Here is a 23,235-nt window from a genome sequence, read left to right as displayed (position 1 = left end):
GGGTTGCCCTCGGGGGCGGGGCCGCCCTCGGGCGCGGGGGTGCCCGCCGGTGCCGGTGCCGCGGTGGGCGGCGGTGCGGTCGGGGTCGGCGGCTGGGGGGAGGGTGCGGCGGCCGGGGTTGTGGGTGCCTGGTCGGGGGCGGGGGCCGCGGAGGGGGCCGCATGGGTGGCGTGGGTGGCGCCGGTGGCGTCGTAGGCGCCCGGGTCAGCCGGGCCTCCGGGGGCGCCAGGGCCTCCAGAGGCGCCAGGGCCTCCAGAGGCGCCAGGGCCTCCAGGGGCGCCGGGAGCACCGGGAGCACCGGGAGCACCGGGAGCACCGGGAGCACCATGGCCCCCTGCACCACCCGCACCCCCTGCGCCCGCCGCACCCCCCACGCCACCCGCGCCTCCCCGCACCGCGGCCCGGGCAGCCGCGGCGCCGCCGCCCGGCGGGATGTCCGCCCCGGGGCCCGGCGGCGGTACGGGAACCCCGGGCTGCTGCACGCCCGCGTGGGCCTCGGGCCCGGGGACGTACCCCATCGGGGGGGCGGCGGCGGGGCCGCCGGCCATGAAGTGGCCGCCGCGCTCGAGCCGGTCGAGGCGGGCCATCACGGAGCGGGCGTCGTCGTACGCCGCGGGGAGCAGCACGCGCGCGCAGATCAGCTCGAGCTGCAACCGCGGCGCGGTGGCCCCGCGCATCTCGGTGAGGCCTTCGTTGACGATGTCGGCGGCGCGGCTGAGCTCGGCACCGCCGAATACTCCGGCCTGGGCCTGCATCCGCTCCACCACGTCGGTGGGGGCGTCGATGAGCCCCTTCTCGGCGGCGTCGGGCACCGCGGCGAGAATCATCAGGTCCCGCAGCCGCTCGAGGAGGTCGGCGACGAAGCGCCGTGGGTCGTTGCCGCCCTCGACGACGCGGTCGACGACTTCGAAGGCGGCGCCGCCGTCACCGGAGGCGAAGGCTTCGATGACGGCGTCGAGGAGCGAGCCGTCGGTGTACCCGAGCAGGCCCGTGGCCATGGCGTACGTCACACCGTCCTCGCGCGCGCCTGCGAGGAGTTGGTCCATGACGGACATGGAGTCACGCACGGAACCGGCACCGGCGCGCACGACGAGCGGAAGGACGCCGCCCTGGATGGCCATGCCCTCGCGGCCGCACACCTCGGCGAGGTAGTCACGCAGCGTGCCGGGGGGCACGAGCCGGAACGGGTAGTGGTGCGTACGCGAGCGGATGGTCCCGATGACCTTCTCGGGCTCCGTCGTCGCGAAGATGAACTTCAGATGCTCCGGCGGCTCCTCGACGACCTTCAGCAGGGCGTTGAACCCCGCCGGCGTGACCATGTGGGCCTCGTCGATGATGTAGATCTTGTACCGGCTGCTTGCGGGGCCGAAGAAGGCCTTCTCGCGCAGGTCGCGGGCGTCGTCCACGCCACCGTGCGAAGCGGCGTCGATCTCGATCACGTCGATCGAACCCGGCCCGTTCCGCGCGAGGTCGCGGCAGGACTGGCACTCGCCGCAGGGGGTCGGGGTGGGACCTTGCTCACAGTTCAGACAGCGGGCGAGGATGCGCGCGCTCGTCGTCTTGCCGCAGCCGCGCGGGCCACTGAACAGGTACGCGTGATTGACCCGGTTGTTCCGCAGCGCCTGCTGCAGCGGGTCGGTCACATGTTCCTGCCCGATGACCTCGGCGAACGACTCCGGGCGGTAACGGCGGTAGAGCGCGAGAGACGACACGTATACGAGGTTATAGGCGCCCACTGACAACCAGGACCGCCCCGGGGAACGCAAGCGCCCCCCACGCACCCGCCAGAGCCGACCTACCCTTGCTGCCTTCCGGCCCTGGGGGAGTTCAGTCAGATAGCGCCGCGTGAGGGGCTGGCCCCCACCCTAGCCGATGCCAGGGGGTGGGAACGAGTTCGCGAGCACTCCTCAACGTCTTGTATTGTTTGCCGCGGAGGATTCGCCTAGAGGCCTAGGGCGCACGCTTGGAAAGCGTGTTGGGGGCAACCCCTCACGAGTTCGAATCTCGTATCCTCCGCCAGTGCCTCACCGGGCACTAACGTCGAAGGGCCCCACCGCTTGCGGTGGGGCCCTTCGACGTTTCGTGCGCGGGGGCGCGACGGCCCCGCGGCCGTCTGTGCAGGCGCCCGGCCGTCCGTCCAGGCGTTGCCCGGGGGCCGTGCGCCCGAGCCGATCATATGCAAATCCGCCGGTTGCGTTTGCATCGTTGAAAGACGCCCGTCTGGTTCCCAACTACCGGCGTACCACACCGAGTTCGAGAAGGGTGTCGGATTCGACATTTCTCCCGCAAACGTCGATCTGCTGTTGGCGAACGCGTCGCCGTACCCCGTAGAGTCCCGACCACTCAAGGCGCGGTGCGGATGGGGCAGTAGTGGAACGGCAACTGGACGAGGCTCTCGCACAACTGGTGATCAGGGATCGGCTCCGCCTCGGCCGGAGGCTACGGTTCAGGCGCAAGACGGGTCCCCTGGTGCTGCAGCTCGAGGGCGAGGGCTCCGGAGTACGGCAGTGGCCCCGGGACTTTCACCGGAAGTACCGAGGTGTCCTGCCGATCAACGAGCCGGGCACGCTCCCCAACGAGCCCCCCAACGAGCCGGGCACGCTCCCCGTGGATCCGCATCCGCCCCCTGACCAGGACCCCCAGGCGACCCCCGCCCCCGCCTCCCCCGAACCCCAGGCGGTCCCCACGCCGGCCTCCTCCGAACGCCAGGTGGCCGATCACCTCCTCGACATAGCCCAGGGCTGCGGCTACGACGGCCGCCCCGCCTATCGTCTTCCCCTCGTCTTCCCCCGCTTCGCGGCGGCGTACGGGGCCTTCTACGCATGGCGGCCGGACCAGCCTCCGAAGAGCGGGAGCGGCACCCGCGCCGTGCAGAACGACACGCTGGAGCGTCTGATCAAGGACGCCATCCGCGACGCGAAGCGCTACGCCCTCCTTGAGCTGCGCAAACGCGTTGCCGACCTCGCACTGGGCGACGACCTGCTGGTCAACGCACAGCTAGGTGGTTTCATCGGGCTCTGCGTGCGGGTCATCGACGCCTTCCGGTTCCCTCATCTCAGGACCCTGAGGTGGTACCGGAACAAGGCGCTCGACTCCCTGCCGTTACCCACCAACCGGGCGCTTCTGCAGGAGCTGCGCGCGTGGCGCGACAAGCCACGCGCGGAGCGGGAGTTGCTCCTGGTCCAGGCACTTCTGGCGGACATCGACGCGCACTACGGCTTTTTCCGCCGCCTCAACCGGGTACGCAGACCCGTCATTCTGCTGCCGGATGTGGACTGCGTCCCTGCCCGCCGCACCATCAGAGACGCCCTGCTCACGGCGTACGACGACGACAAGTCCCGCAGGTTGCGCGTGCACCCTGTCGTCATCACGACGTCGGCCCCGGGTGCCGCCCCGCCCTCGAAGGGGGCGAACTGCGCCGCCCCTGCGAGCGAACTCGCGGCCGCCGTCCCAAGGCTGTTCCGGGCGCGGGACGAGGCCGCCGAGCGGCGATGCCGCGGCGAGGACGTGCCGCTTCCCGGCCGTCTCCTCCCCGTTGACCTCGGAGATGACGCGGACTCCGCGGACCCCGCACACCCCACACCCCCCGGCCCTCGCCGCGGTTTCGGGCGTGTGGGCCCGGTCACCGTCACGGCTCTCTCCCTCGCCGCCATGGCCACGGCGGTGTACGGAGTCCTGCTCTTCTTCTCGCCCGGCGGGCCCGAGAGCTGCGGGGAGGGCTTGCGGATGGCGGGGCGGGACTGCGTCGGGGTCTCGGACGGCACCGGCGTCTACATGCCGCACGTCGACGGGATGAGCGAGGTCTCCGCTGCCATCGAGGCGGAGAACAACCGCATCGCGAAGCTGAAGTACGCGACGGTCGCCCTGATGATCCCCATGGAGTCGGAAAGCCCGGCGGTGCAGCGGCAGATCCTGAGCGAGGTCCAAGGGGCGTATCTGGCCCAGCGGGAGACGAACGCACCCGGCTCCGACACCGCCGCCAAACCACCCATCCGGCTCGTTCTGGCCAACCCCGGCCGCAATTACGGGCAATGGCAGAAGACCGTCGACGACCTGCTCAAGGAGCCCAGGCTCCGAGTCGTCGCGGGCTTCAACCTCAGCCTGGACACGAGCCTCGATGCCATGACCGACCTGACCAGGGTCCGGCAAGTCCCGGTCGTCGCCAGCCTGGTCACTTCGACCGACTTCGCCAACCCCGAGACAGCCGACCGGGACAAGGACCCCTTCCCCGGCCTGGCCAGGGTCGTCTCGACCGCCCGGGAACAGGCGAGCGCACTGCTCCAGTTCGACCCGGAGCTGGCGGGCGCCCAGACGGCACTCGTCGCCGACACCCGCAAGAAGGACAACTACAACAGCTCGCTGCGGGCTGCCTTCGCCGAGGCCAGGGAGGGCAAGAAGAACGAGACCGGTGTCCAGGACATGACCTATGTGTCTCCGGGCCTCGAAGAACCGGGCATCACCCCGAACAAGTTCGAGGACTTCGCCCTCAATCTCTGCCAGTCCCGTGCCCGGTACGTCTACTTCGCGGGCCGCGCGCACCACTTGGAGATCTTCATCAAGAAGCTCGCGGGCACGTACTGCGCCGGCAAGGCCGACGGGAAGGGCTACACCGTGATCACGGGCTCCGACGCCACGACCCTCGGCGGCCGCCTCGACCAGGGCGAGCGTCGGCTCCTGCGCGGCGACGCGGGCGGCGGACGGCCCTCGGTGTCCGTGCTGTACGCGGCACCGGCCCACCCCGACGCCTGGGACACCGAGGTCGACCGGTGGCGGGAACGCGCGGTGCGGGACGGACGCGAGCGGACCGCCGACAGGGACCGACCGCGCTATCTGGCCGAGCCGCAGGAGGCGTTGGCGAAGCTGCGGGACTCCGCCGACGCGGCGGACATCGGAGAGGTGAGTCTCGACGACGGACGGACGATCCTCACCCACGATGTCATCCTGACCGCGGCCAAGGAGCTGACGAAATCCGTCCAGGTCGGTGGCGCGGAGGTGCCGACGCGCGAGCGGATCAGGGAAGACCTCAGATCACTCAACCTGGCCTTCCGGGTGCGGGGCGCCAGCGGCTGGATCTGTCTCACGGGAGCCGGCAACCCGTACAACAAGGCGGTCTCCGTGGTCCGTCTCGACCCGTCGGTCAAGAAGCTGAGGTTCCAGGGCGTGGCGTGGCCGACGGGCAGCCCACCGGAGCGGAACTGCGAGGTTCCGCAGCGGAGCGGCGCCGAGTAGAAGTTCTTCCCGCCCGTCCCTGCTTCCCGTTCAGCTCGCCCCGCGTGTCGGCGACCTGGAAGCGACGCGCAGCAGCGACGGCGGCGGCGGCCGGGTGCGCGTGCGGGCAGTAGCAGCCGGACGCGCACCCGGCCTGTGGCCGGCCATGGCGGCGCCGCCCCGTTCGGTGCGGTCAGCGACCCACGTACGCCGCCAGATGCTCCCCGGTCAGCGTCGACCGCGACGCCACCAGTTCCTGCGGGGTGCCTTCGAAGACGACCTTGCCGCCGTCGTGGCCCGCGCCGGGGCCGAGGTCGATGATCCAGTCGGCGTGGGCCATCACCGCCTGGTGGTGCTCGATGACGATGACGGACCTGCCGGAGTCGACGAGCCGGTCGAGCAGGGCGAGGAGTTGTTCCACGTCGGCGAGGTGCAGGCCGGTGGTCGGCTCGTCGAGTACGAGGACGGTGTTGTCGCCGCCCTTGTCCCCCATGTGGGTGGCGAGCTTGAGCCGCTGCCGTTCGCCGCCGGACAGTGTGGTGAGCGGCTGGCCGAGGGTGAGATAGCCGAGGCCGACGTCCGTGAGCCGGGAGAGGATCTTGTGCGCGGCGGGGGTCCGCGCCTCGCCCCCGGCGAAGAACTCCTCGGCCTCGGTCACGGACATCGCGAGCACCTCGCTGATGTCGCGCCCGCCGAAGCGGTACCCCAGGACCGAGGGCTGGAACCGCTTCCCCTCGCAGTCCTCGCAGGGGCTGGCGACCCCGGCCATCATGCCGAGGTCGGTGTAGATGACGCCGGCGCCGTTGCAGGTGGGGCAGGCGCCCTCGGAGTTGGCGCTGAACAGCGCCGGTTTGACGCCGTTGGCCTTGGCGAACGCCTTGCGGATCGGTTCGAGCAGTCCCGTGTACGTCGCCGGGTTGCTGCGCCGGGACCCCTTGATGGGGGTCTGGTCGACGGCCACCACGCCCGCGTCGGCCGGGATCGAGCCGTGGATCAGGGAACTCTTGCCGGAGCCCGCGACGCCGGTGACGACGCAGAGGACGCCGAGCGGGACGGCCACGGAGACGTCCCGCAGGTTGTTCGCCGTGGCCCCGCGGATCTCCAGGGCCCCGGCGGGCGCCCGCACCTCCTCCTTGAGGGCGGCCCGGTCGTCGAGGTGGCGGCCGGTGACGGTGTCGCTGGCCCGCAGCCCCTCGACGGTGCCCTCGAAGCAGACGGTGCCGCCCGCCGTACCGGCGCCGGGCCCGAGGTCCACGACGTGGTCGGCGATCGCGATGGCCTCCGGCTTGTGCTCCACGACGAGCACCGTGTTGCCCTTGTCGCGCAGGCGCAGGAGCAGGTCGTTCATGCGCTGGATGTCGTGCGGGTGCAGGCCGATGGTGGGCTCGTCGAAGACGTACGTGACGTCGGTGAGCGAGGAGCCGAGGTGGCGGATCATCTTGACGCGCTGTGCCTCACCGCCGGAGAGCGAGCCCGCGGGACGGTCGAGCGCGAGATAGCCGAGGCCGATCTCGACGAACGAGTCGAGGGTCTGCTGGAGCGCGGTGAGCAGCGGCGCCACCGAGGGCTCGTCGAGGCCGCGGACCCACTTGGCCAGGTCCCTGATCTCCATCGCGCAGGCGTCGGCGATCGAGACCTTCTTGATCTTCGAGGACCTGGCGCCCTCGCTGAGCCGGGAGCCGTCGCACTCCGGGCAGGTGGCGAAGGTGACCGCGCGCTCCACGAACGCCCGGATGTGCGGCTGCATCGCCTCCTTGTCCTTGGCGAGGAACGACTTCTGGATCTTCGGGATCAGCCCCTCGTAGGTGAGATTGACGCCGTTGACCTTGACCTTCGTGGGCTCCCTGTAGAGGAAGTCCCGCATCTCCTTCTTGGTGAACCTGCGGATCGGCTTGTTCGGGTCGAGGAAGCCGGACTCGGCGTAGATCCCGACCGTCCACACGTTGTCCGACTTCCAGCCGGGGATGGTGAACGCGCCCTCCGCGATGGACTTGGAGTCGTCGTACAACTGGGTGAGGTCGATGTCCGAGACGGCGCCGCGGCCCTCGCAGCGCGTACACATGCCGCCGACGCGGTTGAAGGTCGCCTTCACGGTCTTCGTCCTGTCGGAGCCGCGGTCGACGGTGATGCCGCCGCTCGCCCGGACGGACGCGGTGTTGAAGGAGTACGCGCTCGGCGGGCCGATGTGCGGCTCGCCGAGGCGGCTGAAGAGGATGCGCAGCATGGCGTTGGCGTCGGTGGCGGTGCCGACCGTGGAGCGGGGGTCGCCGCCCATGCGCTGCTGGTCGACGCTGATCGCGGTCGTCAGGCCGTCGAGCACGTCGACCTCGGGCCGCGCCGCTGTCGGCATGAAGCCCTGGACGAAGGTGCTGTAGGTCTCGTTGATGAGCCGCTGCGACTCGGCGGCGATGGTGTTGAACACCAGCGAGCTCTTGCCCGACCCGGAGACGCCGGTGAACACCGTGAGGCGGCGCTTGGGGATCTCGATGCTGACGTCCTTGAGGTTGTTCTCGCGCGCGCCGTGCACCCGGATGTACTCGTGGCTGTCGGCGGCGTGCGACGCGGGTGACCGGTCGCCGTCCGCTCTCTTCGTGCTGCTCATCGTGTCGTCGTCTCCCTGTGTGGGGCCCTTTGTGGGCCCTTAGTGGGCCCTTTGTGGGGCGGAGCCGCCCGCTCCAGCGCATCCCCATGTCCGTCACGCTAGGCGCGCCCCGGCGTGTCGCGCTTCTCGAATCCTGACCGGTCGCCGTACGCGGCCGGGCCGGGACGCGGCCGCGGGGCCGCTGCGGCGAGAGCGTTCCTGACCGGCTGGCCGGGCCCTCCCCCGGGGCGGTGCGGCGTCGCAGCAGAGCACACAAAGGGGGCCTGGGTACACCCCAGGACACCACCTCCCCCCATGGCCTGTGAGCCGCGTACGCAGCAGAGTTGAGGGCATCGGGAGCAGCGCTCCGCGCAGTGCGTCCCCCACTCGGCGAAGAGATGAAGACGAGGCCCGCCATGACGATCGACACGCTCCCCCGTGCCACCGCCACCGCCACCGCCCCGGTGAGGACGGACCTGGCGTACGAAGGCACCGCCGCCCGCACGCCACGGCCCGGCTTCTGGCACGCCCCGTTCGCCGCCCCCACCTTCCGTACGTTCGGATACGTCCTGACGTCGCTGCCGGTGGCCGTCGCCGGATTCGTCTTCGCCGTCACGCTGTTCTCGCTCGGCGCGGGCCTCGCGGTCACCCTGCTCGGGATGCCCGTGTTCGCAGCCATGTCGGCCGGTGCGCGCGGCCTCGGCGCGGGCGAACGGCGGCGCGCGCGGAGCCTGCTCGGCCTGGACGTGGCGGAGCCCGCACCCGTACGCACGGCGGACGCCGACGGCGCCTGGGCGCGGATACGGGCACAACTGCGGGACGCGGCGGGCTGGAAGGCGCTGCTGTTCCAGGTCGTCATGTTCCCGTGGCGGGTGGCGAGCTTCGTGCTGTCGGTGACGGTCTGGGTGGTCGGCTGGGCCCTGGCGCTGTTCCCCACGTACTCCTGGGTGTTCTCGCACTACCTGGACTGGCCCGGCTACCGCGTCTTCGACTTCGAGTCGGGCGGCGAGCACTACGCGTACTACATCGAGTCGCCCTGGCAGGTCGCGGGCGTCAGCGCGCTCGGGGTGCTGGTCGTCCTGCTCACGCCGCTGCTGCTGCGTGCGCTCACGGGCGTGGACCGGTCGGCGGTACGGGGCCTGCTCGGCCGGTGAGGGCCGGTCCGCGTCAGGGCGACCCCCACCAGGACCACCGCCATGCCGCCCACCACCCGGGCACCGATCCCCTCCCCGAGGAGATCTCGGTACGGTACGTCGCCACCGCGGGCGCCCGCCTCGCCGCACCCGCGCTGGCCCGCCTGCGCCGCGAGCACCCGGGCGTACAGGCGGAGTTGCGCCTCACCGACCCGGCGACCCGCTGCCTTGGGTGGGAAGCGAGTTGCCGGGCCCCGTGCCTGGACGCGGTCCTCGACGCGTGCGGAGCGGCCGGGTTCACCCCGGATTTCGTGATGGACAGCGGGGACTACGCGACGGCGCAGGGTTTCGTGGCGGCGGGCGTCGGGGTGGCGCTGGTCCCGGCGACGGGCCTGATGCCGCAGGCGGCGACGGCCTCGGTCCTGCCCCACCCCGGGCTTGCCGTCCGCGCGGTACGCGACCCCGTGCCGGTCCGCTCGATCTGGGCGGCGGTACGGGCGACGGCGCCGCGAAACCCCGTACTCCAGGCGTTCCTGGAGGCGCTGCGCGAGGCGGCCACGACGGCTCGGACGAGCGAGTAGGCGGAGCAGCCGTCGCCGCCGGGGCAGACGCACACAGGAGCAAGGCACCGTGAACGACGAAGGCCTCACTCCAGGGAGACGAACTCCCGGTACTCCGAACTCCACCAGTCCTCAGTGCCGTCGGGCAGGACGAGGACACGGTCGGGGCGCAGGGCGTCGATGGCACCTTCGTCGTGGGTGACCATCACCACGGCTCCCGGGTACGTCCCCACGGCGGCGAGTACCTCGTCGCGGGATGCGGGGTCGAGGTTGTTGGTGGGCTCGTCCAGGAGCAGCACGTTGGCGCCGGAGTGCACGAGCCCGGCGAGGGCGAGCCGGGTCTTCTCGCCGCCCGAGAGCACGCGGGCGGGCTTGTCGGCGTCGTCGCCGCGGAACAGGAACGCCCCGAGCACCTGCCGCACCTCGCCCGGGGTGAGGTGCGGCGCGGCGGCGGCGAGGTTGTCGCGTACGGACACCGCCAGGTCGAGGGTGTCGTGTTCCTGCCCGAAGTATCCGAGCCGCAGCCCGTGCCCGTGCACGACGCGGCCGGAGTCCGGGGTCTCGCGCCCGGCGAGCAGGCGCAGCAGGGTGGTCTTCCCGGCCCCGTTGAACCCGAGGACCACGAGCCGGCTGCCCCGGTCGACGGCGAGATCGACGCCGCCGAGCACGCGCACGGCGCCGTAGGACTTCTCCAGGCGCACCGCGCCCAGGGGCATCCGGCCGCAGGGGGCGGGGTCGGGCAGCCGGATGCGGGCGGTCTTCTCGCCGCGGCGTACGGGCTCGGTGCCGGACAGGAGCCGGTCGGCGCGGCGGACCATGTTCTTGGCGGCGGTGGCGGTGGCGACGTGGGCGCGCATCTTGTCGGCCTGGGTCTTGAGGGCGGCGGCCTTGCGTTCGGCGTTGGCACGCTCACGGGCGCGGCGCCGGTCGTCGGCGGCGCGCTGGCTGAGGTAGGTGTGCCAGGTGGTGTTGTGTACGTCGAGGGCGGCGCGCGCGGGGTCGAGGTGGAAGACGCGGTTGACGACGTCGCCGAGCAACGCGATGTCGTGGCTGACGAGGACGACGCCGCCGGGATATCCGCGCAGGAATCCGCGCAGCCACTCGACGGAATCCCGGTCGAGGTGGTTGGTGGGTTCGTCGAGGAGCAGGGTGTCGTGGCGGGAGAAGAGAATGCGGGCGAGTTCGACGCGGCGCCGCTGCCCGCCGGACAGCTCGCCCACGGCCTGCCCGAGCACGCGCTCGGGCAGCCCCACACCGGCGGCGACACGGGCGGCCTCGGCCTCGGCGGCGTACCCGCCGCGGGCCTGGAAGTCGTCGTCGGCACGGGTGTAGGCGGCCATGGCCGCTGGTTCGCCGCCGCCGCGGGCCAGGGCGGCCTCGGCGGCCCGCAGGGCGCGTACCGCCCGGTCGAGGCCGCGGGCGGACAGGATCCGGTCGGTGACGGTGACGGCCGGGTCGGCGGGGGCCGGGTCCTGGGCGAGCCAGCCGAGGGATCCGGTACGGGTGACGCGGCCGGCGTCCGGCTCGGGCCCCTGCCCGGCGAGGGTCTTCAGGAGGGTGGTTTTGCCGGCGCCGTTGCGCCCGACCAGGCCGACGCGGTCGCCGGGGGCGACGTGGAAGGAGACGCCGGACAGCAGGGTCCGGCCGCCCACGCGAAGATCAATATCACGTACAGCAATCACAACAGAACGCTCCGCACTCAAAGCAGGACACACGGGTGACGTGAAGGCGTGTGACCTGGCTAGGAGATGCGGGGCGTAGACATGCCCCCGAGGCTAGGCGAAGCGGATACCGCCCCGCACCCGAGTTTTCCGGCACCGCCCATCGCCCCCGGGCCTGGGCTGTGCCCCTCCCCCCACAGAACGGGCGCCCGGCAGTTGGGCTGTGCCCACCCGTTCCGCCCCTGGCGGACCAGTTGCCCACAGAGGGGGACGGACGGGCGGCGGAAGCCGCAAGAGGCACCGGGCCGCAGACGCTGTCGCGACCGGAGGGGTCGTGGCGGTATGACCGAGCGCAGCGTGCCAAGCGACACACTTACGGTGCGGGGAAGCCAGGGAGTGTCCACTACGCGAGCACGGCCATACCGCCACGACCCCGCCACCCCCACAAACGGAAAGGCGAAAACGGGCAACCCCCGCCCCCAGCGGACACACACCCCCCGGAACCCAACCCGTTCGGGCGGTTTCCGTCCACGGGCGTAGACGGCAGGGCTTGAGTCTTCCCGGTTTGTCCCACTTTCCGGCATCATTTCCCGGCGTCGCACTCGCCCGTCGAGGCTGCGCCCGGTGAGCCTTGACCGGTAGGCTTTCCGTGTGATCTTCAAGCGCATCGGAAACGGCCGGCCGTACCCCGACCACGGCCGGGAAAGCACCCGGCAGTGGGCGGACGTCGCGCCGCGCCCGGTCCGCCTCGATCAGCTCGTGACGACCAAGGGCCAACTGGACCTGGAGACCCTGCTCGCCGAGGATTCCACGTTCTACGGCGACCTCTTCGCGCACGTCGTGAAGTGGCAGGGCGACCTCTACCTGGAAGACGGACTGCACCGAGCGGTCCGCGCCGCGCTCCAGCAGCGCCAGGTGCTGCACGCCCGCGTACTCGAACTGGGCTGACCTCCCAGGGGCCCGCCACAGAACCGCCTCCGGACCGCCTCCGGACCATCCGCGGGCCATCTCCGGACCATCCGCGGACCGGCATCGCCCGACATTGACCCTTTCGGGTTGCCCTGACGTCCGAGCAATGATCATTTAGTAGGAATCCCCACCGCACAGCACTACGCTGCGCCCATGAGCATGCTCACTCCCCCCGGCATGGGCGGCAAGTACCGCATCACGGGGGACAAGTACCCGCGAATGCGCCGCCCGAGCGGCCGTCGCCGGATCGTGCTCGCGGCGATCGCGGCACTAGCCGTTGTCGGCCTGCTCGGCTGGGGCAGTCTGCAGCTCATCGACGTGTTCAGCGGCAAGGACGAGGCGTCCGCCGCGAGCGGAACGAAGGACTGCGTGACGGACACACCCCGGCAGCAGCAGAACCAACAACAGCAGAACCAGAACCAGAACCAGAACCAGAAGCAGAACCAGAAGCAGAACCAGAACCAGCAGAACCAGAACCCACTCCCCAAACCGGCCCAGATCAAGGTCAACGTCTTCAACGCCACCCCGCGAGGCGGCCTGGCCAAGGACACGGCGGACGAGCTGAGGAAGCGCGGCTTCGCCATCGGCAAGGTGGGCAACGCGACGAAGGCGTACGACAAGAAGGTCGAGGGCCCCGGGATAGTGCTCGGCGCGAAGTCGGCGACGGACACCGCGCTGCCCGTGCTCGCGACGCAGCTCACGGGGGCGCAGCGGCAGACGGACACCCGCAAGGGCGGCGAGGTCGACCTGATCCTGGGGAGCCGGTTCAAGGACCTGGCGAAGAAGGAGGACGCCGACAAGGCCCTGGCGGCACTCGCCAAGCCCTCATCGACGCCCTCGAAGCCGTCGGCGGACGGCAAGAACTGCTGAGCTCAAGCAGAGCACAAGCACACACCCGATTCGGCGTACGCAGCCTGCTGCGCGCCTATTCGGCGGTCCCGTACATCCGATCCCCCGCGTCACCGAGCCCAGGCACGATGTACCCGCTCTCGTTCAGACGCTCGTCCACCGCGGCGGTCACGACGGTGACCGGCGTCCCCGCGAGCTCCCGCTCCATGATCTCGACGCCCTCCGGGGCGGCGAGCAGCACCACGGCGGTCACATCGTCCGCGCCGCGCTTGATGAGCTCCTGGATCGCCGCGACCAGCGTGCCGCCGGTGGCGAGCATGGGGTCGAGGACGTACACCTGACGGCCGGAGAGGTCCTCGGGCATGCGGGTCGCGTACGTGGACGCCTGTAGCGTCTCCTCGTTGCGGATCATGCCGAGGAAGCCGACCTCGGCGGTCGGCAGGAGCCGGACCATGCCGTCGAGCATGCCGAGCCCCGCGCGCAGGATCGGCACGACAAGCGGCCGCGGGTGGGACAGCTTGACGCCGGTCGTCGTCTTCACCGGCGTGTCGATGTCGACCTGCTCGGTGCGCACGTCCCGGGTGGCCTCGTACGCGAGCAGGGTGACCAGCTCGTCGGCGAGGCGCCGGAAGGTCGGGGAGTCGGTGCGCTTGTCGCGCAGTGTGGTGAGTTTGTGCGCCACCAGCGGGTGGTCGACGACGTGGATCCGCATTGTTCAACAGTAACCGGGCGAAGCGCCCCCCAGCCCCAGCCCAAGCTCCCGGCCCAGCCCCGGCCCACAGCCGGAGCCCCAGCTCCCGACCCCACCCCCGAGCCCAGCCCCACCGCACTGCCACCACCCCACTGGCATCAATCGCAGCCCCGGAGGGAAGGTGGAAATACGAACTGGGGTGGTGTGGCCGATGCCCGACCGGGAAGCACGGGAAACGCGGGAAGCACGAGAGACCGACGCCGAGCGCCGCAGGCGGCGCGCCCAGTTCCTGCACGAGCTGAACGAGGCCCGCGAACTGCGGGCCCGGGTGACACCGCGCCGCGCCCGGGCGGCCAGACTGCGACAGGCGATGCGTATGCGTACGTTCCGCTGGTAGCCGCGGGGGCCCGCGGCACCGACCGCGGCCCGCGATTCGAGACGCGACGCGAACACAGCGGCCGGAAGACCTCTCCTGAAGCCGTTGTTTCTGCCACGATTCCGAGTGGGCGGGGCTTGGAACAGCACTCCCGCCCCCTACGTCCGCCGGGGGGATCCCCAACCGGCGCCTATGAACAGTGGGAGAGTCACGGTGTACTTCGCCGCACTGCTCGCGCGCACCGAAGACGGGTGGGAAGCGAGCGACACGGAGCTCGACAATGTGGAGACCCTGTCGGATCTGACCGACCTCGCCCGCGAGGCCGCCGCCGAGCTCAGCGAGAACTACGACGACACAGTGCTCGTCTTCATCGAGCAGGAGGGCGCCTGGTTCGGCGTCGTGCGCATCGACGGCGAGGAGGACCCGCGCATCTTCGTCTCGAACGGGGCGGCCGCATCGCGCAGCGCGTACGGCGAGATCCTGCTCACCGACGAGATGCTGGGCCGCGACCCGGACGACGTGGCCGACGACCTGGACGCCCTGGACCTCGACGGCACCGAGGACGGCGAGTCCGAGGCCGACGTCCCCGAGCCGGACGGGACGGACACCGCGGGCGAGGCCGTGCCCTCCGGCGCTCTCGGCGACACGGAGATCCTCAGCGACCTGGGCGTGCCGGAGAAGGACCTGCTCGGCCTGGTGAGCGGTGACGCGCTCAACGAGATCGCCGACATCCTCGGAGCCGCGGAGGTCCTCGAAACCGTCCGTTAGGTTCACCGTGTGACACAACTCCCAGACCCGGTACGAGACCGCTGGCGGGCGCCGATGCGGGCCGCCCTGGACGAGGCCGAACGGGCCGTCCGGGGCGGTGACGTGCCCGTCGGCGCTGTCGTGCTGTCCGCGGACGGCGAGACGGTGCTCGCCACCGGGCACAACGAGCGCGAGGCCGCCCACGACCCCACCGCGCACGCGGAGATCGTGGCGCTGCGCCGGGCCGCGGCGAAGCTCGGCAGTTGGCGGCTGCCCGGTTGCACGCTCGTCGTCACCCTGGAGCCCTGTGTGATGTGCGCGGGGGCGCTGCAGCAGTCCCGGGTGGACCGGGTGGTCTACGGCGCCCGCGACGCCAAGGCGGGCGCGGCGGGCTCGCAGTGGGACCTGCTGCGCGACCGGCGCCTCAACCACCGCCCCGAAGTCGTCGAGGGCGTACTCGCAGAGGACTGCGGAGCACTCCTCACGGGCTTCTTCCGGGACCGCGGCACTCCCCGGGGGCAGGGCTGGACCCCGCCGGGGCAGGGATAGCCGAAACGGATTTCGGACCACGGCCCACCTTGGGCTAGGATCTCTCTCGGTAGCGTGTCCGAGCGGCCGAAGGAGCTCGCCTCGAAAGCGAGTGTGGCGCAAGTCACCGAGGGTTCAAATCCCTCCGCTACCGCTTTTATATGAAGGGCCCCGTCCAATGGACGGGGCCCTTCATATATCTGCGAAGGCATGGGACGCAGGCATTGGACGGGCGGGGGAAGAGGGCAGCGAGGCCCCCGGGCCGCCGGGTCATCGGTCCTTAAAAACCTGGTGAGTTCGCGCCACGTTAGACTCGCCCGGCACAGACGGAGCAACAGGCACACGGCAGAAGGCACACGGGTGCGGGGATGAGCGGGCACGGGAAGGCCACAGCGTGAAGGACCCGAAGAAGATCGTTCTTTTCCTGCTCGTGGTGTTCGTCCTCTACGTGATCATCACCGACCCGGAGCAGGCCGCCGACTACGTCCAGGTAGGGTTCGAGGGCATTTCGGACGGCGCCAAGGCCATCGGCGACTTCATGACCTGGGTGGCCAACGGCGGCAAGGACGACTGACCGACCACTGGGAGCGCCCGTGATCCGCCATCTGGTCCTCTTCAAGTTGAACGACGGCGTCGAGCGCGACGACCCGCGGGTGGCCGCCGCCGTCAAGGCGTTCGAGGAGCTCGACGGGCTCGTCCCCGAGCTGCGGTTCTGGGAGTGCGCCTGGAACATCTCCCCGCGCCCCATCGCGTACGACTACGCCATCAACTCGGCCGTCGACGACGCCGATGCGCTGACGCGCTACCTGGAGCACCCGGCCCACCAGGCGGGCGTCGCGCTGTGGCGCGAGTTCGCCACGTGGGTGATCGCCGACTACGAGTTCTGAGGCCGTCCGCGCCCCGTCGCCCGAGTCGCGCCCGACGCCGGAGTCCACCTCCGCCACCTCGCGTTTTCCACCGTCCCACGACAACCCCGCACCGCACCGGCGCGGGGCTGTGGCATGTCGTGCGCCTCAACTTCCCGGTCAACACGGAGTTTCGGGGTGCTTGCACACAGTGCACATGTCTTGTGATGCTATGACCGCTTTTGACGGATGAGTTGATCGAGTGCGACCGGGCTTGACTGGGATCGACTGAGCTCTGCCGGACTCGCGGGAGAAGGGGTGGCGTTGACCGTGCCGGCCAGTTCTGCGCCCGAAGCACCACCCGCCCAGGCCGCCGAGGCGCCGCCCGCCCCGGGATGCGAGGCCCCGCCCGCCCAGGCGTCCGAGACACCCCCCGCCCAGGCCGCGCCGGCCGACGACGCACCGCACACCGCACCGGCCGACACGGCACCGCGCACCAAGGCGCCGAGCACCCGGGGCGCCGACACCCGTGCCCTCACCCAGGTCCTGTTCGGCCAGCTCAAGCAGTTGCAGCCGGGCAGCGCCGAGCACGGCAGGGTGCGTGGCGCGCTCATCGAGGCGAACCTGCCGCTCGTGCGGTACGCGGCCGCCCGCTTCCGCAGCCGCAACGAGCCGATGGAGGACGTCGTCCAGGTCGGCACCATCGGGCTCATCAACGCCATCGACCGCTTCGACCCGGACCGCGGCGTGCAGTTCCCCACCTTCGCCATGCCCACCGTCGTCGGCGAGATCAAGCGGTACTTCCGCGACAACGTGCGCACCGTCCACGTACCGCGGCGGCTGCACGAGCTGTGGGTGCAGGTCACCGGCGCGACCGAGGACCTGACCACCTCGTTCGGGCGCTCCCCGTCGACCGCGGAGATCGCCGAGCGGCTGCGGATCACCGAGGAGGAGGTGCTCTCCTGCATCGAGGCCGGACGTTCGTACCACGCGACGTCCCTGGAGGCCGCGCAGGAGGGCGACGGGCTGCCGGGCCTCGTCGACCGGCTCGGGTACGAGGACCCCGCCCTCGACGGCGTCGAGCACCGCGACCTCGTACGCCATCTGCTCGTCCAACTGCCCGAGCGCGAGCAGCGGATCCTGCTGCTGCGCTACTACAGCAATCTGACGCAGTCCCAGATCAGCGCGGAATTGGGCGTTTCCCAGATGCATGTGTCACGACTGCTGGCCAGAAGCTTCGCGCGGCTTCGATCCGCAAATCGGATCGAGGCGTAACCGTATCGGGTGGAACAGCCTTTTGGCCGTTACCGACGGAGCCTCGGAAGAAAAAGTCCCAGACCCCCTCTTTCCTGCACGGATGTCACCCTCACTTGTCGACAAGTCACTACAGCGTGTTGCCGACATGTGACATTCTGCTGGAACAGCGTTTGCCGGGGCCTCGCCGCCGGTATTCAGGTGGAGGCTGCGTTCCTCGGCGGAACGCGAGCCACGACCGTCCGCGACCTCAAGGGGGTGGCATGTCCGCAGACCAGGGCAGCTCGAAGGTGCTCACGCTCACGCTCGAAGACAGCGAGAGCGGATCAGCGCCCGACGCGCTTCACGGTTCCGAGGCCACCGCGGCCCCGGAAGTCATCGACACCCGCACCCTGTCCCGCTCCCTGTTCCTGCGGCTCGCGACGCTCGCTCAGGACAGTCCCGAGCGCGCGTACGTCAGAGACACCCTGATCGAGCTCAACCTCCCCCTCGTGCGCTACGCGGCGGCCCGCTTCCGCAGCCGCAACGAGCCGATGGAGGACATCGTCCAGGTCGGCACCATCGGCCTGATCAAGGCGATCGACCGGTTCGACTGCGAACGCGGCGTGGAGTTCCCGACGTTCGCGATGCCGACCGTCGTCGGTGAGATCAAGCGCTTCTTCCGGGACACCAGTTGGTCCGTGCGCGTGCCGCGCAGGCTGCAGGAGCTGCGGCTCGCCCTGACGAAGGCCAGCGACGACCTCGCCCAGCGCCTGGACCGCTCGCCCACGGTGCCCGAACTGGCCGCCGTGCTCGGCGTGTCCGAGGAGGACGTGGTCGACGGCCTCGCCGTCGGCAACGCGTACACCGCGTCGTCGCTCGACTCGCCCGCACCCGAGGACGACGGCGGCGAGGGCTCCCTCGCGGACCGCCTCGGGTACGAGGACACCGCCCTTGAGGGCGTCGAGTACCGCGAGTCCCTCAAGCCGCTGCTCGCCAAGCTGCCGCCGCGCGAGCGCCGCATCATCATGCTGCGGTTCTTCGCCAACATGACGCAGTCGCAGATCGGCGAAGAGGTCGGCATCTCACAGATGCATGTGTCCCGGCTGCTCACGCGCACGCTGGCACAACTGCGGGAAGGGCTCATCGCGGACTGAGCCGCTCCCCGGCCGCCCTGGCCGCCCATGGCCGAACTGCCGCCCCCCGGTCCTGTTGACAGGGTTCCTAATTGACGGAGCGTCAGCCACACTGGCGCGATGCTTCCTGGTGCGTGGAGTGGCGGACGTGGCCGCCGGGGTGCCCTGGCCGGGGCCTCGGCGGTCGTGCTGTGCGTGGGCGGGCTGCTCGCCGCGTGCGGCGGCGACGGACGCGAGGGTCATGTGGCCACCGGCGCGGCCGCGGACGGCCCGGAGGCGGGCCCTGACGGGGCGGTACCACCCGGCGGGGGCGTGGAGTTCGTACCGCTGGACGGCAGGCCCTCGGGGGCACCCTCAGGGAGGCCTCCGGGTGCGGCTCCGGGCCAGGGCCCGGGAGAGCCCGGCGCGGACCCGGACCGGGACGTCAAGTCCCCTGACCGGGGGCCGAGTTCGCGCGCCCAGGACACCCCGGGCAACCGCAGCCCCACGACCCCCGGCAGCCGGAGCCCGGCACCGGGCAGCAGCGGCCTCGACGGGAACGACAACGCGACCGGGAACGGGAACGGGAACGGCGAAGGCGATCACCGGCCCGGACGTCCCGGCAACAGCAGCGGGAGCGACCCGACCGCCCCCGGGGCCACCCGCCCGCCGAGCACCCCCGCCCCACCGGCCCCCGCGGCCCTGAAGGTCGGCGCACCCCGGCGCCAGGCCGCCGACAAGCGCTGGTGCGAGGACGTGACCCTCAGCTTCCGCAACACCGGTGGCGCACCGGTGCGTTCGGGCAGCGTTACCCTCAGCACGCACATCATCGGCGGCCTCGGCGTGGACTGGGGAACGATCGAGTCCACACGGAAGCTCCCGGCGCCCCTCGGGGCCGGGAGAACCGTGCAGAAGACTTGGCCGATTTGTGTCGACTGGTGGCGTGTTCCGCTAGGTATGCACATCGAGACGCGGGACGTCGACGTGCGGTGGAAGTAGCCGACGTGCGGTGGAAGTAGCCGACGCGGAACAGAAGCGGACGACGCGGAACAGAAGCAGCGGAACGGAACAGAAGCAGCGGAACGGAAACACGAAGCAGCGCAGCGGAAGCAGCGAGTCCGAAGCGGCGAAGCGGCTACGGGGTGGCTACTTCAGCGCGAGCCAGGCCACCGCCGCGACGATCACGACGCCGACGATCACGCCGAGAATGAGCCCGACGCGCGGGCCCGCCGGGGCCGCCGCCTGCCGCTGCTGAGCGCGGCCGCCCTGCGGCGGCTCGTCGACGAAGGCGCGGAACATCTGGGTGGAGCCCGCCGGGTCGTGCTGGCCCTCGGGACCCTGAGGAGCATGGGGGTTGTGTGCCATGAATCAGGACCCTAGCGAACTCCCCGCGCCCGGCCCAACCCCCGCTGACCGGCGACTTTACATCCGACGGCGTAGACCTTTGCCAGGCCTTTAAACCTTTCGCCCGATTTTAGTTTGCCTGTGGCAACCAACTGCTTCTATGGTTGCCCTAAGCAACGAATAGTAGTGAGGGTGGGTGCCGTGGCCGCACAGCGTGAGTACGAGGAGCTGGCCCGCCAGCTCAGCGCGATCGGCGCGGTGAAGCGCGGCCTGGGTCGCGGACTTCCCGCCGACTGCCCGGGCGGCTCCGCCGCCGTGCTCACCCTGCTGCAGCGCCACGGCGAGATGCGGATGAGCAGACTCACGGAGCTGCTCGCCGTCGACATGTCGGTGACCAGCAGGCATGTCGCGCACGTCGCCGAGCGGGGCTGGATCGACCGGGCCCCGGACCCGGCGGACAAGCGCTCGCGCATCCTGCGGCTCACCCCGGCGGGCGAGGCCAAGTTCGCGGAGCTGTCCGAGCTCTCCATGCGGACCCTCGCCCACTACCTGCACGACTGGTCCGACGAGGACGTCGGCCGGCTCAGCGCGCTGCTCGGGCGCCTGCGCACCAGCTTCGGGGACTGCCGAGCGGCTTCGGCCCGGCTTCCCGGGCCCGCGCACGCGACCGAGGAAACAACCCGTACACCCGCGTAAGAACCAGGAAAAGGAACCCCATGGCAACATCCACACCATCCGGTGTGCGGGGCAGCCATGCCAAGCACGGAGCGCACGGCGGACACGGCCGTGGCGCCGACGGTGCCCCGATGACGCACCGGCAGATCATGGAGGCCCTCTCCGGCCTCCTGCTCGGCATGTTCGTCGCGATCCTGTCGTCGACGATCGTCTCCAACGCCCTGCCCGAGATCATCGGTGACCTCGGTGGCGGCCAGTCCGCCTACACCTGGGTCGTCACCGCCGCACTGCTCTCGATGACGGCGAGCACCCCGCTGTGGGGCAAGCTCTCCGACCTGTTCAGCAAGAAGACGCTCGTCCAGATAGCCCTGGTCATCTTCGTGCTCGGATCGGCCGCGGCCGGTCTGTCGCAGAACGCCGGGATGCTGATCGCCTGCCGTGTCGTGCAGGGCATCGGCGTCGGCGGTCTGTCGGCCCTCGCCCAGATCGTCATGGCCGCGATGATCTCCCCGCGCGAGCGCGGGCGTTACTCCGGCTACCTCGGTGCGACCTTCGCCGTCGCCACCGTCGGCGGTCCGCTGCTCGGCGGCGTCATCACCGACACCTCCTGGCTCGGCTGGCGCTGGTGCTTCTACGTCGGCGTGCCCTTCGCGGTCATCGCCCTGATCGTGCTCCAGAAGACCCTGAAGCTTCCCGTCGTGAAGCGGGAGGTCAAGGTCGACTGGGCCGGTGCCTTCTTCATCACCGCCGCCGTCTCGCTGCTCCTGGTGTGGGTGACCTTCGCGGGCTCCGGTTCCGGCAAGAAGTACGACTGGCTGTCGACGCCCTCGTACGCGATGGTGGCCGGCTCGATCGTCCTCGGCCTGCTGTTCCTGCTCGTCGAGTCCAAGGCCAGCGAGCCGATCATCCCGCTGCGCCTGTTCCGCAACCGCACCATCGCGCTCGCCTCGGTCGCCTCGCTGTTCGTCGGCGTCGCGATGTTCGCGGGCACCGTGTTCTTCAGCCAGTACTTCCAGTTGGCGCGCGACAAGTCGCCGACGATGTCGGGCGTCATGACGATCCCGATGATCGCGGGCCTGTTCGTCTCGTCCACCCTCTCGGGCCAGTTGATCACCAAGACGGGCAAGTGGAAGGCCTGGCTCGTCAGCGGCGGCGTGCTGCTCACCGCGGGCCTCGGTCTGCTCGGCACCATGCGGTACGACACCCCGTACTGGCACATCGCCTGCTACATGGTCCTCATGGGTCTCGGCATCGGCATGATGATGCAGAACCTCGTCCTCTGCACGCAGAACCAGGTCGCGCCCGAGGACATCGGCTCCGCGAGCTCCGTCGTCACCTTCTTCCGGTCCCTCGGTGGCGCCATGGGCGTCTCCGCGCTCGGCGCCGTGATGGCCACGCGCATCAGCGACTACGTCAAGGACGGCCTCGCCGACCTCGGCCCGAAGGGCGCCGCGTTCGGCCACGGCGGTACCGGCGGTGGCGGCATCCCGGACCTGGACGCGCTGCCCGCGCCGCTGCGGACCGTGATGGAGAGCGCCTACGGCCACGGCATCGCGGACGTGTTCCTGATCGCCGCGCCCATCGCGTTCGCCGCGTTCCTCGTGACCCTGTTCATCAAGGAGGTGCCGCTGCGTACGGCGGGCGCCCTCGCGCAGGGCGCGGACTCCTCCGCCGCCCCGGTCTCCCCCGAGACCGCCGCGGCCGTGCGGGCCGACGCCGACGGAACCGCGGCCGCCGACGAGCCCGTGCTCGCCTCCGTGGCGTCGCGCACCGAGCCCACCCCGCAGGCCGGCCCCGAAGGCACGCAGCGGCTCGCCGCCGTCGCGTCCGTCGCCGGGTCCGGTGACGCGCCCGCGCAGACCACCGGCGGAGTGCCGGTACGCGGCTTCGTGCGCGGCGCCGAGAGCGCGCCCGTGCCGCGCGCCGCGGTCACGCTGATCTCGCTCGGCGGGCAGCAGCTCGGCCGCTCCGTCGCGCAGGGCGACGGCTCGTACTCCCTGGACGCCCCCGGCGCCGGCTCGTACGTCCTCATCGCCTCCGCCGACGGCTTCCAGCCGCAGGCCGCCACGGTCGTGGTCGGTACCGAGCCGCTCGCGTACGACCTGCTCCTGAGCGGTACGAGCGGGCTCACGGGACTGGTGCGCACCGCGGACGCCAAGCTGCCCGTCGCGGGCGCCATGGTGGTCGTGACCGATGTGCGGGGCGACGTGCTCGCCACCGGCGCCTCCGGTGAGCAGGGCGACTTCGCCTTCAGCGAGCTTGTGCCCGGGCCCGTGACCGTCGCCGTGAACGCGGCGGGACACCGGCCGGTGGCGCTGCCCGTCGAGGTCTCCACCGTGGGTGTCACCCGCGTCGAGGTGGAGCTGCGCTCCGGTTCCCGGGTGCTCGGCACCGTGCGCGCCGCGGGCGGTCCGCTGAACGGCGCGCGGGTCACGCTCGTGGACGCGGCCGGCAACGTGGTGGCCTCCGCGACGACCGGTGCGGACGGCGAGTACGCCTTCACCGACCTGGACGGCGGCGAGTACACGGTCATCGCGACCGGATACCCGCCGGTGGCCACAAGCCTGTCCGTGGCCGGTGACAGCGGCGTCGTCGAAGGCCACGACATCGAACTCGCCCACCCCGGCGAGTGACCGACCCCGCCCCGGGGCCGCGCTTTGAGCGGACGCGGCCCCGGGGCGGTGTGGAGGGCCCCCGGAACGGTGGCGACGCGACGGCAG

General features: G+C 71.1%; 20 protein-coding genes, 2 tRNA genes and 1 other RNA gene. 17 read left to right on the top strand and 6 right to left on the bottom strand.

The window, feature by feature from the left end; genetic code table 11:
• Both IG78_RS0104370 and ffs read right to left on the bottom strand, forming a co-directional pair.
• A partial coding sequence (locus IG78_RS0104370) for a DNA polymerase III subunit gamma and tau (RefSeq protein WP_030559850.1) occupies positions 1–1,712 on the bottom strand: 1,712 nt, incomplete at its 3' end.
• A 47-nt stretch (positions 1,713–1,759) separates the two neighbouring features.
• An RNA gene (gene ffs, locus IG78_RS44800) (signal recognition particle sRNA small type) lies at positions 1,760–1,858 on the bottom strand.
• A 73-nt stretch (positions 1,859–1,931) separates the two neighbouring features.
• On the opposite strand from ffs, the gene IG78_RS0104365 reads away from it, so the two are divergent.
• Positions 1,932–2,019 (top strand) — tRNA-Ser (locus IG78_RS0104365).
• Positions 2,020–2,469: 450 nt separating this feature from the next.
• Positions 2,470–5,229 (top strand): hypothetical protein, encoded by a 2,760-nt coding sequence (locus IG78_RS45270; protein WP_157855751.1) that lies wholly within the window; start codon positions 2,470–2,472, stop codon positions 5,227–5,229.
• A gap of 172 nt (positions 5,230–5,401) precedes the next feature.
• Here IG78_RS45270 and IG78_RS0104355 read toward each other — a convergent pair whose 3' ends face one another.
• Positions 5,402–7,810 (bottom strand): ATP-binding cassette domain-containing protein, encoded by a 2,409-nt coding sequence (locus IG78_RS0104355; RefSeq protein ID WP_030559847.1) that lies wholly within the window; start codon positions 7,808–7,810, stop codon positions 5,402–5,404.
• A 395-nt stretch (positions 7,811–8,205) separates the two neighbouring features.
• Here IG78_RS0104355 and IG78_RS0104350 point away from each other — a divergent pair, with 395 nt between their 5' ends.
• Together IG78_RS0104350 and IG78_RS41690 are read left to right on the top strand one after the other, a co-directional pair.
• Positions 8,206–8,943: a sensor domain-containing protein gene (locus IG78_RS0104350; RefSeq protein ID WP_051852346.1), complete on the top strand. Its 738-nt coding sequence runs from the start codon at positions 8,206–8,208 to the stop codon at positions 8,941–8,943.
• Positions 8,940–9,503, top strand: a complete 564-nt coding sequence (locus IG78_RS41690; protein WP_051852345.1) for a LysR substrate-binding domain-containing protein — start codon at positions 8,940–8,942, stop codon at positions 9,501–9,503. Before IG78_RS0104350 ends, IG78_RS41690 begins: the two co-directional genes overlap by 4 nt.
• A 65-nt stretch (positions 9,504–9,568) precedes the next feature.
• Here IG78_RS41690 and IG78_RS0104340 read toward each other — a convergent pair whose 3' ends face one another.
• Positions 9,569–11,164 (bottom strand): ABC-F family ATP-binding cassette domain-containing protein, encoded by a 1,596-nt coding sequence (locus tag IG78_RS0104340; RefSeq protein ID WP_030559845.1) that lies wholly within the window; start codon positions 11,162–11,164, stop codon positions 9,569–9,571.
• A 630-nt stretch (positions 11,165–11,794) separates the two neighbouring features.
• On the opposite strand from IG78_RS0104340, the gene IG78_RS0104335 reads away from it, so the two are divergent.
• A complete protein-coding gene (locus IG78_RS0104335) occupies positions 11,795–12,091 on the top strand; it encodes a type II toxin-antitoxin system VapB family antitoxin (RefSeq protein ID WP_003955420.1) in 297 nt (98 codons plus the stop codon).
• Positions 12,092–12,265: 174 nt separating this feature from the next.
• Entirely contained in the window at positions 12,266–12,982 is a 717-nt protein-coding gene (locus IG78_RS0104330; protein WP_063760698.1) for a LytR C-terminal domain-containing protein, read from the top strand.
• Positions 12,983–13,037: 55 nt separating this feature from the next.
• Here the strand turns inward: IG78_RS0104330 and upp are convergent, their stop codons facing one another.
• Complete coding sequence (gene upp, locus IG78_RS0104325) at positions 13,038–13,673, bottom strand: uracil phosphoribosyltransferase (RefSeq protein ID WP_030559842.1); 636 nt, start codon at positions 13,671–13,673, stop codon at positions 13,038–13,040.
• A 190-nt stretch (positions 13,674–13,863) separates the two neighbouring features.
• Here upp and IG78_RS0104320 point away from each other — a divergent pair, with 190 nt between their 5' ends.
• The 9 genes from IG78_RS0104320 (at position 13,864) to IG78_RS0104280 (ending at position 19,495) form a co-directional block, all read left to right on the top strand.
• Positions 13,864–14,049, top strand: coding sequence for a hypothetical protein (locus IG78_RS0104320; RefSeq protein WP_030559841.1), 186 nt, complete (start codon positions 13,864–13,866; stop codon positions 14,047–14,049).
• Between the two features lie 171 nt (positions 14,050–14,220).
• Complete coding sequence (locus IG78_RS0104315; RefSeq protein ID WP_225881968.1) at positions 14,221–14,796, top strand: tRNA adenosine deaminase-associated protein; 576 nt, start codon at positions 14,221–14,223, stop codon at positions 14,794–14,796.
• A 54-nt stretch (positions 14,797–14,850) separates the two neighbouring features.
• On the top strand, positions 14,851–15,324 hold the full coding sequence (tadA, locus tag IG78_RS0104310) for a tRNA adenosine(34) deaminase TadA (RefSeq protein WP_051852344.1): 474 nt from the start codon (positions 14,851–14,853) through the stop codon (positions 15,322–15,324).
• Between the two features lie 48 nt (positions 15,325–15,372).
• Positions 15,373–15,457 (top strand) — tRNA-Ser (locus IG78_RS0104305).
• Between the two features lie 240 nt (positions 15,458–15,697).
• Positions 15,698–15,877: a hypothetical protein gene (locus IG78_RS0104300; RefSeq protein WP_030559836.1), complete on the top strand. Its 180-nt coding sequence runs from the start codon at positions 15,698–15,700 to the stop codon at positions 15,875–15,877.
• 19 nt (positions 15,878–15,896) lie between these two features.
• A complete protein-coding gene (locus IG78_RS0104295; RefSeq protein WP_030559835.1) occupies positions 15,897–16,190 on the top strand; it encodes a Dabb family protein in 294 nt (97 codons plus the stop codon).
• A gap of 276 nt (positions 16,191–16,466) precedes the next feature.
• Positions 16,467–17,423, top strand: coding sequence for an RNA polymerase sigma factor SigF (locus tag IG78_RS0104290; RefSeq protein WP_030559833.1), 957 nt, complete (start codon positions 16,467–16,469; stop codon positions 17,421–17,423).
• Positions 17,424–17,665: 242 nt separating this feature from the next.
• Positions 17,666–18,538 carry an RNA polymerase sigma factor SigF gene (locus IG78_RS0104285; RefSeq protein WP_030559832.1) on the top strand — a complete coding sequence of 291 codons (873 nt, stop codon included), beginning with the start codon at positions 17,666–17,668 and terminating at the stop codon, positions 18,536–18,538.
• 99 nt (positions 18,539–18,637) lie between these two features.
• Positions 18,638–19,495 carry a hypothetical protein gene (locus IG78_RS0104280; protein ID WP_030559831.1) on the top strand — a complete coding sequence of 286 codons (858 nt, stop codon included), beginning with the start codon at positions 18,638–18,640 and terminating at the stop codon, positions 19,493–19,495.
• A 147-nt stretch (positions 19,496–19,642) separates the two neighbouring features.
• Here IG78_RS0104280 and IG78_RS0104275 read toward each other — a convergent pair whose 3' ends face one another.
• Positions 19,643–19,861, bottom strand: coding sequence for a hypothetical protein (locus IG78_RS0104275; protein ID WP_030559830.1), 219 nt, complete (start codon positions 19,859–19,861; stop codon positions 19,643–19,645).
• 180 nt (positions 19,862–20,041) lie between these two features.
• Here IG78_RS0104275 and IG78_RS0104270 point away from each other — a divergent pair, with 180 nt between their 5' ends.
• Together IG78_RS0104270 and IG78_RS0104265 are read left to right on the top strand one after the other, a co-directional pair.
• Positions 20,042–20,536 (top strand): MarR family winged helix-turn-helix transcriptional regulator, encoded by a 495-nt coding sequence (locus IG78_RS0104270; RefSeq protein ID WP_030559829.1) that lies wholly within the window; start codon positions 20,042–20,044, stop codon positions 20,534–20,536.
• Between the two features lie 110 nt (positions 20,537–20,646).
• On the top strand, positions 20,647–23,148 hold the full coding sequence (locus IG78_RS0104265) for an MFS transporter (RefSeq protein WP_037685100.1): 2,502 nt from the start codon (positions 20,647–20,649) through the stop codon (positions 23,146–23,148).
• The last annotated feature ends 87 nt before the right edge of the window (positions 23,149–23,235 follow it).

Source organism: Streptomyces aureocirculatus (genome assembly GCF_000720475.1).
Classification (GTDB): Bacteria; Actinomycetota; Actinomycetes; order Streptomycetales; family Streptomycetaceae; genus Streptomyces; species Streptomyces aureocirculatus.
Note: the sequence above shows the minus strand (reverse complement) of the source record. Positions and strands in the feature narration are given on the sequence as shown.